The following is a 13,477-nucleotide window of genomic DNA, read 5'->3' as shown; positions in this document are numbered from 1 at the left end:
CACAACCTACTGCGCGGCGGGGGCCGGGGGTCGAGCGTCAGTGGAAGAAGTGGCGGGTGCCGGTGAAGTACATGGTGATGCCGGCCTTGGTCGCGGTTTCGATGGCGGCCTCGTCGCGGATGGAGCCGCCGGGCTGAACGACGGCCTTGACGCCGCCTTCGATGAGGACCTCGAGGCCGTCGGGGAACGGGAAGAAGGCGTCGGAGGCGGCGACGGAGCCGGTTGCGCGGTCGCCGGCGCGGGAGACGGCGAGGCGGCAGGAGTCGACGCGGTTGACCTGGCCCATGCCGACGCCGACCGAGGCGCCGTCGGCGGCGAGCAGGATCGCGTTGGACTTGACGGCGCGGCAGGCCTTCCACGCGAAGGCCAGGTCGGCCAGGACCTCCGGTGCGGCAGGCGAGCCGGCGGCGAGCGTCCAGGACGACGGGTCGTCACCGGGGGCCTGGAAGCGGTCGCGGTGCTGCAGCAGCAGGCCGCCGCTGATCGCGCGCATCTCGACCGTCTCGTCGGCGGAGACCTCCGGCGCGACGAGCAGCCGGATGTTCTTCTTCGCCTGCAGGATCTCGGCGGCGCCGTCCTCGAAGGCGGGCGCCACGAGCACCTCGGTGAAGATCTCTGCGACCTGCTTGGCCAGGTCCACCGTGACCGGGCGGTTCGTCGCGATCACGCCGCCGTACGCCGACACCGGGTCGCACTCATGTGCGCGCCGGTGGGCCTCGGCGATGTCCTTGCCGACGGCGATCCCGCACGGGTTCGCGTGCTTGATGATCGCGACGGCCGGCTCGCTGAAGTCGTAGGCGGTCCGACGGGCCGCGTCGGCATCGACGTAGTTGTTGTACGACATCTCCTTGCCGTGCAGCTGCTCCGCCGCGGCCAGCCCGCCCCGCCCGTTCAGGTACAGCGCGGCCGGCTGGTGCGGGTTCTCGCCGTACCGCAGTACGGCGGACTTGTCCCACGAGGCGCCGACCCAGGCCGGGAAGCCGGAGCCCTCGCTGGAGTCGGTGAGCACGTTGCCCATCCAGGACGCGACCGCGATGTCGTACTCCGCGGTGTGCACGAACGCCGCCGCCGCCAGCCGCTGCCGCTCCTCGAGCGAGAAACCGCCCTCACTCAAGGCGGCGAGCAACGACGAGTACTGCGAAGCGGACGTCACGACAGCCACGTTCGCGTGGTTCTTCGCCGCGCCGCGGACCATCGACGGACCGCCGATGTCGATCTGCTCGATGCACTCGTCGACCGACGCGCCGGAGGCGACCGTTTCGGTGAACGGGTACAGGTTGCTGATCAGCAGGTCGAACGGCTCGACCCGCATCTCCTGCAGCTGCTCGACGTGATCGGGCTTGCGCAGATCGGCGAGCAGCCCCGCGTGCACGAGCGGGTGCAGCGTCTTGACCCGCCCGTCCAGGCACTCGGGGAAGCCGGTCAGCTCCTCGACCTTGGTCACCGGTACGCCGGCGGCCGCGATCCGGGCCGCGGTGGAGCCGGTCGACACCAGCTGCACACCGGCGGCGTGCAGCGCCCCAGCGAGCTCCTCCAGGCCGGTTTTGTCATAGACGCTGATCAGCGCCCGGCGGATCGGCCTGCGGTCGGTGCTCACTTCAGTCGAACCTTTCGTCCGGTGATGGTCCAGCCCTCGCGGACCAGCCGGCCGACCCACTCCACCAACTGGCGGCGTTCGACCTCCTTGATCCGCTCGGTCAGGGATTCTTCGGTGTCGTCGTCGGCCACGGGGACCACGACCTGCGCGATGATCGGCCCGGTGTCGACGCCGCCGTCCACGAAGAACAGCGTCGCCCCGGCGACCTTCACGCCGTACTCCAGCGCGTCCCGGGGACCGTGGATCCCGGGGAAGGCCGGCAGCAGCGCGTTGTGGGTGTTGATGTACCGGTCGCCGAACGCCGCGAGGAAGTCGTCGCCGACCAGCTTCAGGAACCCGGCCGAGACCACGAGGTCAGGCTTGTACGCCGCGACCGACTCGGTCAGCGCGCGATCCCAGTCCGCGCGCTCGGCGTAAGACTTCACCTTGTGGACGAAGGTCGGCACCCCGGCGGCCGCAGCGCGGTCCAGGCCGGCGATCCCGTCCCGGTCGGCGCCCACAGCGACGACCTGAGCGCCGTACGCCGGGTCGGCGGAGGCGTCCAGCAAGGCCTGCAGGTTCGACCCCGACCCCGACACGAGCACGACGAGGCGCGCTCGCGCAGGATCAGCCGGACCGGGGTCCACAGCAGAAGTCACGGCCGGAAGCCTATCGCCCGGCGTCGGTCTCCTCGTCATCCGGTCGGCCGGGCGGACGGCGGGACGCGACCACCGCGGCTGTGATCGCGGCCCCGATCGCCATGCCCGCGGCCAGCACACCGGCCGCCGGCAGCGCCGCCGGCACCCCGACCGCGGACATCCGCCCGGGCCCCGCCGACCCGCCCGACAGCGCGAGCAGCACGAACAGGACGACCCCGGCGACCAGCGCCGCCATCGCGCCGCGCAACGCGAACGCGTCCCAGCCCAGCGCGTACGCGTCCCGTTCCACGAGCCCACGCCGTACGACGACCAGCCCCGCCATCACACCGGCCACCAGCGGCACCACGGCCGTCAGCGCCAGCAGGTACGACGGGGTCGCGCCGTCGGCAGGGACCGCGGCCAGCAGCGGGAGCGCGGGCAGGTTCCCCACGTCCACGCCGGTCGGCGCGATCGTCGTACCTGCCCCCAACTGGAAGCCGGGCCCGGCGAGGAACGCGACGACGTACAGCACCATGTTCGGCACCAGCATCAGGCAGATCGCGAACAGCACGACCGAGCCGATCACGCCGGCGTCGAGGAGTTCGAGCATCCCGGTGATCCGGGAGAAGTGGATCGCGAGCAGGACGCCGTACAGCAACGACGCCAGCGCGATCACGGTCAGTACGGCGGCCGTCGCGGCCGGTACGACGTCCCGCAGGCCGGCCGGTGTGGCGTCCGCGATGTCCGCGCCGGCTCCGGACTCGACCACGATCCCCGCCAGCCCGGCCATCAACGCGAGCGAGAACGCGCCCAGGAAGGCCGACCACGGCGACACCTTCAGCGAGCCCTCCGCCGTGAGCAACGCGATCACGAGCGCGCCCAGCCCGTAGACGAGCGCGAACGCCCCGCCCAGCGCGATCAGGTCCTTGGTGCGGTCGGCCGCACTGGAGCGGGCCGCCGATTTGCCGCCGCGGTACAGGCACCAGGCGAAGAACAGGGTGAGGCCGAGCGGCGCAATGCTGATCCGGCCGGTGCCGATCGTCACCCCGGCCTTGTGTGCGACCAGCCAGGCCGACGCACCGGCCCGGACCGCGCCGGACGCGCCGCCGAACGTCGCCCCCAGCCAGCCGATCACGGCGACCGCGGCGCAGGTCAGCAGACCGGTCAGCAGGCAGGCCCCGGCGGAGATCACGGCCGACACGACCAAGGGTTTGGTCCGGGCGGCGATCTCCGACGTCTGCGCAGCGCTCGTTTCGCCGTCCCGCGCGCCCGGGCGGCTCAGCATGTCGGTCATCTGACTCCCATGGTCTCCCCGTCCGCGGACACCACTCGTCCTGACACGCCGGATGTGGGAGACTTCAGGCCGCTTGCTCACGCTCGGTCCACGAGAGTTCGCCTGGTGGTAGCGGAGTGGGGCCCGCCGGGGTTCACCGGGTACTGTCGGGTGGAATCAGTCAGGAGGTCGAGCTTTGGCCGGTTCCCACCGTGCACCACGCGGCGGCGGTCGCGCCGCTGCCCGGGAAGCGCGTCGCCAGCAGGCGCGCAAGCGGAACCAGACGATCGCCGCAGGGGTCGCGGTCGTGGTGCTGGTCGGCGGCGGCGGTGTCGCCGCACTGAACGCGTTCGGCGGCGACGACAAGGCAGGTCCGAAGGCAGGCAGCGGCCCGTCGGACGACAAGCCGACCAATTCCGACGTCCTGACCGACGACAAGGCGCTGCTGGACGCCGTAGGCGCGAAGACGCTCGGCGCGACCGGCACGTGGGCGGTCACCAAGACCGCGGACGGAGACTCGGCGCCGGACAGCGCGTTCGCGTGCCAGTTGCAGCGCTTCGCGGACCCGTCCGGCCTGCGCACCTGGGTCCGCACCCTGCAGAACTCCGCCACCAAGGACACCGCGGTCCAGTACGTCGACGTGTCGAACGACAAGGCCACCGCGGCCAAGACGTACTCGACGGTCGTGCACTGGCTCAGCCAATGCACGACACCGCAGACCCGGTTGTCGGCGGGCTACGTGACGTCCGGCGTCGGCGAGCAGGGCGTGATCGCGGTCTTCGCGCAACTGCCCGGATCGAAGACGAAGTACCGGACCGTCGCGGTCACGCTGGCCGGGCAGGCGACCATGGTCGTCGAGCACGACACGACCGCCGCCACCCCGCCGCGTCCGGACGCGGTGCTGGCGACCGCGAACGCGGCGGCGAAGAAGATCTGCGCGCAGACCGGTGGCTGCGGCACCGGCGCACCGCTGGCGAAACCGGCCCTGCTGCCGAACGTCGACACCCCCGGCTTCATGGCGTCGGTCGACCTGCCGTTGCTGGACGAGATCGACAAGCCGTGGGTGAGCGCCACCGCGAGCACCGGCACCGGCACCGGCTGCGAGAAGATCGACCTCAAGAAGACCAAGCCGGTGAAGTACGGCACGGTCACCTATGTGACGCCGGAGGCGCAGGTGCCGACCGAGTTCGGCATGGACGACACGGTCGCCAAGTTCGCCACCGCGGCCGCCGCCTCGACCTTCGTCAGCCAGGTCAAGAAGAACGTCGACGCCTGCGAGAAGAACGTCTCGAACGCCAAGGTCGAGTCGACCGGCACGGTCAAGACCAGCACCGTCAGCGGCAAGAGCTGGAAGGCGACCTACGACACCGGCGACGGGAAGAAGTTCGTCTACCGGATCGGCATCGCCGGATCCGGGAACCGGGCGGTCTACCTGCTGTTCCCGGTGCTGAAGAACCTGGACCTCACCGACGCGACGTTCAACGAGACGCTGATCCGCGCGGTCGACCGCTCCGCCGCCTACAAGTAGGAACGGGACCCGCCCGGCTGGGCAGGTCCCGCTCCGGCAGCCTGGGATCTACTTGCTCAGTTCCTGCATGATCTCGCGCATCAGGTTGGCGGTCTCGGACGGCGTCTTGCCGACCTTCACGCCGACGGCCTCGAGGGCCTCCTTCTTCGCGGCCGCGGTGCCGGACGAGCCGGACACGATCGCACCCGCGTGGCCCATCGTCTTGCCCTCGGGCGCGGTGAAGCCGGCGACGTACCCGACGACCGGCTTGGTCACGTTCTCCTTGATGAACGCGGCCGCCCGCTCCTCGGCGTCACCGCCGATCTCACCGATCATCACGATCGCGTCGGTGTCCGGGTCGTCCTGGAACGCCTGCAGCGCGTCGATGTGCGTGGTCCCGATGATCGGGTCGCCGCCGATCCCGATCGCGGTCGAGAACCCGAAGTCCTGCAGCTCGTACATCATCTGGTAGGTCAGCGTCCCCGACTTGGAGACCAGGCCGATCCGGCCCTGGCCGGCGATGCTGGCCGGGATGATGCCGGCGTTCGACTCGCCCGGGGTGATGATGCCGGGGCAGTTCGGGCCGATGATCCGGGTCTTGCCGGACGCCTGCGCGGCGGCGAAGAACGCGGCCGTGTCGTGCACCGGCACGCCCTCGGTGATCACCACGACCAGCGGCACCTCGGCCTCGACGGCCTCCAGTACGGCGTCCTTGGTGAACTTCGGCGGGACGAAGATGACCGACACGTTCGCGCCGGTCTCCTTGACCGCGTCGGCGACCGTGCCGAACACCGGAACGGCCTTTCCGTCGAAGTCCTGGCTCTGGCCCGCCTTGCGGGGGTTCACGCCGCCGACGATGTTGGTGCCCGAGGCGAGCATCCGGGTGGTGTGCTTGGTGCCCTCGGAGCCGGTCATGCCCTGGACGATGACCTTGCTGTCCTTGGTCAGGAAGATAGACATTGTTCGGCGATCCCTTACTTCGCAGCCAGCTCGGCGGCGCGCTTGGCGGCGCCGTCCATCGTGTCGACCCGCTCCAGACCGGCCAGCCCGGCCTCGTCGAGGATCCGGCGGCCCTCCTCGGCGTTGTTGCCGTCCAGCCGCACGACCAGCGGCTTGGTGACGTGCTCACCGCGGCTCGCGAGCAGCTCGAACGCCTGGACGATGCCGTTCGCGACCGCGTCACAGGCGGTGATGCCGCCGAAGACGTTCACGAACACGCTCTCCACCTGCGGGTCGGAGATGATGATCTCCAGACCGTTCGCCATCACCTCGGCCGACGCGCCGCCGCCGATGTCGAGGAAGTTGGCGGGCTTCTGGCCGCCGAACTCCTCACCGGCGTACGCGACCACGTCCAGGGTCGACATGACCAGACCCGCGCCGTTGCCGATGATGCCGACCGAGCCGTCCAGCTTCACGTAGTTCAGGCCCTTGGCCTTGGCCGCCGCCTCCAGCGGGTCGGCCGCCGAGACGTCCTCGAACTCGGCGTGCTCCGGGTGCCGGAAGTCCGCGTTCTCGTCCAGCGTGACCTTGCCGTCCAGCGCCTCGACGTTGCCGTCCTCGAGCTTGACCAGCGGGTTCACCTCGACCAGCGACGCGTCCTCGCCGATGAACACCTCGTACAGCTTGACGATCTCCGGGACGACCGCGTCGATCACGTCGGCCGGGTAGTTCGCGGCCTCCGCGATCTCCCGCGCCAACGCCGAGTCCACGCCGGTCGCCGGGTCGATCGAGATCTGCGCGACCGCGTCCGGGTTGGTGTGCGCGACCTCCTCGATCTCCATACCGCCGGCGGCGGAGGCGATGCAGAGGTAGTTGCGGTTCGCCCGGTCGATCAGGAACGAGAAGTAGTACTCCTCGCCGATCGCCGCGGCCGGGACGATGTTCAGGATCTTGACGACGTGACCCTTGATGTCCAGCCCGAGGATCTCGCGGGCCTTCTCCTCGGCCTCGTCCGGGCTCGAGGCCAGCTTGACGCCGCCGGCCTTGCCGCGCCCACCGGTCTTGACCTGGGCCTTCACGACCACCCGGCCGCCGATCTTCTCGGCCGCCGCGCGCGCTTCCTCCGGAGTCGTGACGACCGCACCCACGGTCGTCCGCACCCCGTGCTTGGCGAAGACCGTCTTCGCCTGGAATTCCATCAGATCCACGAGTGTGGTCCCTCTCTCGCCTGTACGGATTCCTGACACTAGCCACCTTCGGGCCGGCAGCGACAGCCGGGGTACTGGCTGAGACGACTGTCACAGCCCTCCCGCCGGTCGTGCGAGGCTGGTTGGCATGACCGATCCTGAGAGCAGACCAGCTGACGACTGGTGGCGTAGCGCCGTCGTCTACCAGGTGTACCCGCGCTCCTTCTCCGATGCGGACGGTGACGGGACCGGCGACGTGAACGGCATCCGGGCCCGGCTGCCGTACCTCGCCGATCTCGGCGTCGACGCGATCTGGATCAGCCCGTGGTACCCGTCCCCGCTGCTCGACGGCGGGTACGACGTCGCCGACTACCGCGACATCAACCCGGACTTCGGCACCCTCGCGGACGCCGACGCGCTGATCGCCGAGGCGCACGCGCTCGGCCTGCGGATCCTGATCGACCTGGTGCCGAACCACTGCTCCTGGGAGCACCCGTGGTTCAAGGCCGCGCTGGCGGCCGGCAAGGGCTCCCCGGAGCGCGATCTGTTCTGGTTCCGCGACGGCAAGGAGGGCGGCCAGACCGGGGTGGAGGGGCGGGGAAGGAATCCAACACTGCCGCCGACCAACTGGCCGGCCGCGTTCGGCGGCGGCGCCTGGCAGCAGATCAGTGCCGACTCAGGGGATGGCCAGTGGTACCTGCACCTGTTCGACATCTCGCAGCCGGACTGGAACTGGGACCACCCGAAGGTGATCGAGGAGTTCGACGCGATCCTGCGGTTCTGGTTCGACCGCGGTGTCGACGGCTTCCGGATCGACGTCGCCGACTCGATGGCCAAGGATCCCGCGATGCCGGACGTGGAACTGCTGCACAACGGTGAACCGACCCACGAGAAGTACGTCGGCCACCCGTTCTACGACCAGCCGGGCGTCCACACGATCCACCAGCGCTGGCGCGCGATCGCGGACGAGTACGCCGATACGCCGCAGGGCCCCCGGGTGTTCGTGGCGGAGGCGTGGCTGTCGCCGGCCGAGCGGCTGGCGCAGTACGTGCGGCCGCACGAGCTGCACTCGGCGTTCAACTTCGACGCCCTGCGCGCCGCCTGGGACGCGGCGGAGCTGCGCGAGGTCGTCGACCACACGACCGACAACCTGTGGGCGGTCGGTGCGCCCGCGACCTGGGTGCTGAGCAACCACGACACGATCCGGCACCGCACCCGGTACGGGCGTGACCACAAGGACGCGCTCGCGGGTGCGGGCGTCGTACCGACCGACCTCGCGCTCGGGCTGCGCCGGGCCCGGGCCGCCGCGCTGCTGGAGCTGGCGCTGCCCGGCGGCGCGTACATCTACCAAGGTGACGAGCTCGGGCTGCCCGAGGTCGAGGACCTGCCCGAGGAAGTACTGGACGACCCCACCTGGGAGCGCTCCGGTCACACGGTCCGCGGCCGCGACGGCTGCCGGGTACCGATCCCGTGGTCAGGTTCCGAGCCGCCGTACGGCTTCGGCCCAGGCTCCGGGCAGCCGTGGCTCCCGCAACCCGCCGACTGGGCCGGCCTCACCGCCGAAGCACAGAAGGGCGACCCCGGCAGCCACCTCAGCCTCTACAAGGACGCGCTCCGGATCCGGCGTGAACACCCGGCGCTCGGCGAGGGTCGGCTGGTCTGGGACGAGGACGCCCCCGGCGGCGTCCTCTCGTTCACCCGCGACCCCGGCTTCCGGTGCGTGGTGAACCTCGGCGAGACCACGGTTCCGCTCCCGCCCCACGGCAAGGTTCTGCTCAGCAGTGAGCCGCTGACCGGTGCCGGGCTACCGCCCGACACCAGCGTCTGGCTCGAGGAGTAAAGCCGCCGTCACGTGGCTGCCGGTGACCCCGCATCGACCCGTCCGGTCGGTGCGGCCGCCGGCGGCTCCGGCTTCCGCCGGCCGACCAGCAGTCCGACGCCGATCAGGGCGAGACCGAGGACCAGCAGGATGAGCGGACCCCACAGCTGGATCCAGTCGAGCTTGAGCGCAGCATCGTTCGCCTTGGCCGCCGCGTCCGCGACCGACGCCTGGTTTTCGGTGACATCGACCGCCAGGACCGGGAGCAGCGGGAGCGCGTTGTTGCCGAGCAACACGTTGGCAGTCACGGAGCGGTTGATCTTGGTGTCGAGCGGAGCGCCGAGATCGGTGTCGGCCCACACGTCGTACGTGCTGGTGGCGGTGTAGCCCAGCGGCACCTGTGCCGGCAGTGCGGCCACCAGCGGAGCGAGTTGCTGCTGCGTCTGCGTCGGCAACAGCGCGAGCAGTCTGGGCGCCAGCGTCCTCGGCAGCGAGGTCGGCAACTGCTGCTGCAGCGCAGGGTCCGCGAGGGGGCCGGACGCGGTCGCTCGGTAGTGGTACGTCGTGCGCCCCGCGCGGTCCTCGGTACCGATGTAGGTGACCGGAACAGCCTTCCGGGTCATGGTGTCCCAATAGGTGTAGACGTCGGACGACGGCTCCGGGTCGACCGGCAGAGTTACGGTCAGGCCGTGGTGCTGCTCGACCTGGACGCCGTTGATCGGATCGGTCTCGGTCATCGTCGTCCGGTCGACGGCGTACGTGTGGTTGCTCTGTGACGACGACGGGCCGGCCTTCAGGGTGCCGTCGTCGTGGACGATGGCGGTGTCACCGTCGGAGTCACTGACATAGACATGGCGGTCGAGAGTGACCGGGATGTCCCGGGCGAGCGCGTTGGCCACGTCACCCGATTGCAGGGCCGCGGCGTTCAGCACGGTGCCTCTCCCGCTGTACGTCGTGGTGGTGTCGGTATCGCTCGGCAGCTTCGTCGCGGCCGGTGCGACCACGAACCTCAGCAGCGCCGCCAAAACCAGTAGCAGCACTCCGAATCCGATCAGAATCCATGCTGTTCGTCGCATGATGCCCCCTGATTGCGACCGCCCCCAGGCGGCCCGGTGTGTGCCGTGGCGGATTCCGCCGTCGATCCCCTGGGGCATCGTCTCAGTGCGCACCGGCCGGCACATCCGCCTGTGCGGATGAACGCGACGCGCTGCGTCCTCAGGTGCCGCCGTCCTGTGACCACACGAAAGGGCCGGGACCTTGGTCGGCCCCGGCCCTTTTGTGTCGTCACCTAGCGGTAGCGCTCCCGGTGAACTGCGAGACGATGACGTCGCCGTCTGGATCGACTTCTTGTTGGTCATGCTCAGCGCCATCAGGACGTGGTGATGATGATCGCCGGCACGAGGTTCTTGCCCCGGAAGTCGAGCCGGGCCCCCGCTGAGTCGTCAACCTCACCGACACCCGATTCCGCTGCCGAGCACACGCGAAGGTCCTGCTGACCGGGAAACACTCGCGAACGACGAACCACCTGACGACACGACCGCCTGGCTACAGATCTGACCCATAAGCAAGTGCCGAACACATCCGCGGTGAAACCCCTGCGTACCGAGGAACAGTCGGAGGGGCACCTCCGACTGTTCCCACACTCGTGGTGTCCTGACCTCACGGAGTAGAAAAGTAGATCTTGTTCCACAGTTGGTAGTTAGAACCGTTGCACAGCAGATTGTAGACCGCACCGGCGGAATTACTGTCGAGACAATGCCGGCCGTAGTAGGTGAACTCCGCTCCGGTGATATGCGCCACCCAGAGCTGGTAGTAATTCGAACGGTTACACGGCTTCGTGGAGACCAGACCGGTCGCCGAGCCGCTCCCGAGCGCGTACTGAAGACAGCGCCCGGTGGCAACGTTCCAGATGAACTGGTTGGCGGTGTTGTCGAAACGCCATTGCTGGTACGTATTGCCGCTGTTGCAAGTACGCGTGTAAGCAGTCCCAACACTGTTGCTCTCAAGACAGAGTTTCGTCTGCTTGTTCTGTATCAACGCACGATAATAACTGACGGTCTGTGCCGCAGCTTCATCAACTGCCGATTGACCGGCCGGGGCGGACATGGCCGGCGTCGTGCCCACCAGGCCCACGATCACCAGCGAGAAGGCCGCCACCAACCCGAACCATAGAATTCGCCGTGAATTACGCATGAAGTATCCTCTCCGCTGCACGACCGGCGCCAGGCGCCGTCGGAAATTCTCCCGGACTTGTATGGCCATTTGCGAATGCCGGCCCAATTAGCATAAGTACCCGTATGCGTGATAACAACAGAAAGACACTGCAAGTAGTTGCAGTGTTCGATGCTGGACGTCTCGCATGTTCGGGTCTACAATCCACTGCCCGCAAAGCCCGGTCGGCCAACGAAAAACGGCCGGAGCGAATGCTCCGGCCGTTTCGTGTTTCAGCGGTATCGCTCGCGGTCCCTTCGGTCCCGGTCCTCCCGGTCGCGCCGGTCACGCTCTTCCCGGTCCCGGCGGTCCCGGTCCTCCCGGTCCCGCCGGTCACGGTCTTCCCGGTCCCGGCGATCCTGTTCCCGCCGGTCCCTCCAGCTCACTTCACGCCACCTGCCGTGAGGCCGGCGACGATACGGCGCTGGAACAGCAGGACGGCGATCACGAGCGGGATCGTGACCACCACACCGGCGGCCATCTGGCTGCCGAACGGTTGGTCGCGGCCCGTCGTCCCGGTGAACTGCGAGACGATGACGTTCGCCGTCTGGATCGACTTCTTGTTGGTCATGCTCAGCGCGATCAGGAATTCGTTCCAGGCCGCGATGAACGTGATGATCGCGGTCGTGAACACACCGGGCGCCGCCAACGGGATGATGACCTTGCGGAACGCCTGGGCCGGCGTACAGCCGTCCACCATCGCCGCCTGCTCGAGCTCCTGCGGCATCTGCCGGAAGAACGCGGTCAGGTTCCACACCGCCAACGGCAGTGCGAACGACAGGCTGGGCACGATCATCGCCTGGTAGGTGTTGATCCACTTGATGTCGACGAACAGCTTCAGCAGCGGCACCACCAGCGAGATGCCCGGGAACATCGATGTGGTGATGATGATCGCCAGCACGACGTTCTTGCCCCGGAAGTCCAGCCGGGCCAGCGTGTACGCCGCGATCATGCCGATGACCAGCGTCAGGATCGTCACCGAGCCGGCCACGATCAGGCTGTTCAGCAGACCACGGGGGAACCCGTTGTTGCCGCTGAACACGTCCTTGAAGTTCTGGATCGAGAACGGCGACGGGATCAGCGCGTTCGAGAACTGGTCGGCCGGCCGGCGGAACGCCGAGACGACCATCCAGTAGAACGGCGCCAGGCAGTAGATCACGATCAGCGCGACGCCGAGCAGCGGCAGCCAGCGCTTCACCCGGCCGGACTCGGCGGCCCGGACCCGAGCCGCGTCGGCCCGGGGCTGTGCGGTTGCGGTAGCCATCAGACATTCCCTCCAGTACCCGGACCGGCTCCCGCGGTGACGACAGCCCGTGCGGCTGCCGTATCCGAGTCGCCGTTCTTCTTCCGGCGTCCGCCGCCGCGCTTCTTGGCTCTGGCTTCGCCGATGACATCGGCGCCGAGGATCTTCACGAACAGATACGCGACGACCGCGACGTAGATGAACAGCACCGTCGAATAGGCAGCTGCAGGTCCGTATTTCGTAGTGAACGCCTGGTCGTACGCCAGCATCGACAGTGTCTCGACCGAGTTCTTGTGCGCACCGACGAGCACGAACGGCAGGTCGAAGATCCGCAGCGTGTCGAGGATCCGGAACAGCACCGCCACCAGCAGCGCCGGCTTCACCAGCGGCAGCGTGATCCGGGTGAAGGTCTTCCAGGCGTTGGCTCCGTCGACCTTCGCGGCCTCGTAGACCTCGGCCGGGATGGTCTGCAGCCCGGCCAGGACCAGGAGGCCGATGAACGGTGCGGTCTTCCAGGTGTCGGCGATGACGACCGACAGCTTCGACTGCCAGCCCTCGGTCGACCACAGCACCTGGGTGCCGAGCACCGCGTTGGCGATGCCGTCGGCCTGGAAGATCCACTTCCACAGCAGCGCCGAGATGACGGTCGGGATCGCCCACGGGACAAGGATGCTGGCCCGGACGATGCCGCGGCCCTTGAAGGCCTTGTGCATGATCAGCGCCATCGCGACACCGAGGACGGTCTCGAGGATCACGCAGACCACGGTGAAGAGCGACGTGTTGTAGAACGCGTTCCAGAACCGGTCGCCGGTCTCGCCCTTGAAGATGGCGGTGTAGTTGTCGAGCCCGACGAAGGTCGAGCCCTTGACGATGAACCCGTTCTCGTCGAGCCGCTGACCGCTCTGGTAGAGCGAATCCCGCAGCGCGGCCATGATCGGGAACAACACGACGACGCCCAGGACGAGCAGCGTCGGGGAGAGCAGGGTCGCGGCCAGCCGGCCGGTGCCCTCGTCGAACCGTTGCTGGCGCTTCGGCTCCTTGACCGGCCGTTCCGCGACCGGCGTACTTGCAGTCACCTGTGCCT

The 13,477-nt window shown here is 68.7% G+C and carries 11 protein-coding genes; 2 read left to right on the top strand and 9 right to left on the bottom strand.

What is annotated here, in order from left to right; genetic code table 11:
• Window positions 1-37: 37 nt before the first annotated feature.
• From purH to AB0L64_RS12730, 3 genes are read right to left on the bottom strand one after another with little or no spacing between them, the layout of a single operon-like run.
• Complete coding sequence (gene purH / locus AB0L64_RS12740; RefSeq protein WP_363710287.1) at window positions 38-1,597, bottom strand: bifunctional phosphoribosylaminoimidazolecarboxamide formyltransferase/IMP cyclohydrolase; 1,560 nt, start codon at window positions 1,595-1,597, stop codon at window positions 38-40.
• On the bottom strand, window positions 1,594-2,235 hold the full coding sequence (purN, locus tag AB0L64_RS12735; RefSeq protein WP_363710286.1) for a phosphoribosylglycinamide formyltransferase: 642 nt from the start codon (window positions 2,233-2,235) through the stop codon (window positions 1,594-1,596). The genes purH and purN overlap by 4 nt, the downstream gene beginning before the upstream one ends.
• A gap of 10 nt (window positions 2,236-2,245) precedes the next feature.
• Window positions 2,246-3,508 carry a DUF6350 family protein gene (locus tag AB0L64_RS12730; RefSeq protein ID WP_363710285.1) on the bottom strand — a complete coding sequence of 421 codons (1,263 nt, stop codon included), beginning with the start codon at window positions 3,506-3,508 and terminating at the stop codon, window positions 2,246-2,248.
• Between the two features lie 175 nt (window positions 3,509-3,683).
• On the opposite strand from AB0L64_RS12730, the gene AB0L64_RS12725 reads away from it, so the two are divergent.
• Window positions 3,684-5,015, top strand: coding sequence for a hypothetical protein (locus AB0L64_RS12725; RefSeq protein WP_363710284.1), 1,332 nt, complete (start codon window positions 3,684-3,686; stop codon window positions 5,013-5,015).
• Window positions 5,016-5,063: 48 nt separating this feature from the next.
• Here the strand turns inward: AB0L64_RS12725 and sucD are convergent, their stop codons facing one another.
• Both sucD and sucC read right to left on the bottom strand, forming a co-directional pair.
• Window positions 5,064-5,954, bottom strand: coding sequence for a succinate--CoA ligase subunit alpha (gene sucD / locus AB0L64_RS12720; protein WP_363710283.1), 891 nt, complete (start codon window positions 5,952-5,954; stop codon window positions 5,064-5,066).
• Window positions 5,955-5,968: 14 nt separating this feature from the next.
• Complete coding sequence (sucC, locus tag AB0L64_RS12715) at window positions 5,969-7,141, bottom strand: ADP-forming succinate--CoA ligase subunit beta (RefSeq protein ID WP_363710282.1); 1,173 nt, start codon at window positions 7,139-7,141, stop codon at window positions 5,969-5,971.
• A 127-nt stretch (window positions 7,142-7,268) separates the two neighbouring features.
• Here sucC and AB0L64_RS12710 point away from each other — a divergent pair, with 127 nt between their 5' ends.
• Window positions 7,269-8,960 (top strand): glycoside hydrolase family 13 protein, encoded by a 1,692-nt coding sequence (locus AB0L64_RS12710; RefSeq protein WP_363710281.1) that lies wholly within the window; start codon window positions 7,269-7,271, stop codon window positions 8,958-8,960.
• An 8-nt stretch (window positions 8,961-8,968) separates the two neighbouring features.
• Here the strand turns inward: AB0L64_RS12710 and AB0L64_RS12705 are convergent, their stop codons facing one another.
• The 4 genes from AB0L64_RS12705 to AB0L64_RS12690 all read right to left on the bottom strand — a co-directional run bounded on the left by AB0L64_RS12705 (window position 8,969) and on the right by AB0L64_RS12690 (window position 13,469).
• Entirely contained in the window at window positions 8,969-10,015 is a 1,047-nt protein-coding gene (locus AB0L64_RS12705; protein ID WP_363710280.1) for a porin PorA family protein, read from the bottom strand.
• Window positions 10,016-10,598: 583 nt separating this feature from the next.
• Window positions 10,599-11,132, bottom strand: coding sequence for a ricin-type beta-trefoil lectin domain protein (locus AB0L64_RS12700; protein WP_363710279.1), 534 nt, complete (start codon window positions 11,130-11,132; stop codon window positions 10,599-10,601).
• 400 nt (window positions 11,133-11,532) lie between these two features.
• Window positions 11,533-12,414, bottom strand: coding sequence for a carbohydrate ABC transporter permease (locus tag AB0L64_RS12695; RefSeq protein ID WP_363710278.1), 882 nt, complete (start codon window positions 12,412-12,414; stop codon window positions 11,533-11,535).
• Window positions 12,414-13,469, bottom strand: coding sequence for a sugar ABC transporter permease (locus AB0L64_RS12690; RefSeq protein WP_363710277.1), 1,056 nt, complete (start codon window positions 13,467-13,469; stop codon window positions 12,414-12,416). Before AB0L64_RS12690 ends, AB0L64_RS12695 begins: the two co-directional genes overlap by 1 nt.
• Between the last annotated feature and the right edge of the window lie 8 nt (window positions 13,470-13,477).

This window comes from Kribbella sp. NPDC051936, assembly GCF_040680955.1.
Taxonomy (GTDB): domain Bacteria; phylum Actinomycetota; class Actinomycetes; order Propionibacteriales; family Kribbellaceae; genus Kribbella.
Note: the sequence above shows the minus strand (reverse complement) of the source record. Positions and strands in the feature narration are given on the sequence as shown.

What these genes read in the sequence shown, in the direction of transcription:
- AB0L64_RS12730 (WP_363710285.1), bottom strand. Translation starts at nt 3,508, where the DNA reads ATGACCGACATGCTGAGCCGCCCGGGCGCGCGGGACGGCGAAACGAGC.
- AB0L64_RS12705 (WP_363710280.1), bottom strand. Translation starts at nt 10,015, where the DNA reads ATGCGACGAACAGCATGGATTCTGATCGGATTCGGAGTGCTGCTACTG.
- AB0L64_RS12710 (WP_363710281.1), top strand. Translation starts at nt 7,269, where the DNA reads ATGACCGATCCTGAGAGCAGACCAGCTGACGACTGGTGGCGTAGCGCC.
- AB0L64_RS12695 (WP_363710278.1), bottom strand. Translation starts at nt 12,414, where the DNA reads ATGGCTACCGCAACCGCACAGCCCCGGGCCGACGCGGCTCGGGTCCGG.
- AB0L64_RS12700 (WP_363710279.1), bottom strand. Translation starts at nt 11,132, where the DNA reads ATGCGTAATTCACGGCGAATTCTATGGTTCGGGTTGGTGGCGGCCTTC.
- sucD (WP_363710283.1), bottom strand. Translation starts at nt 5,954, where the DNA reads ATGTCTATCTTCCTGACCAAGGACAGCAAGGTCATCGTCCAGGGCATG.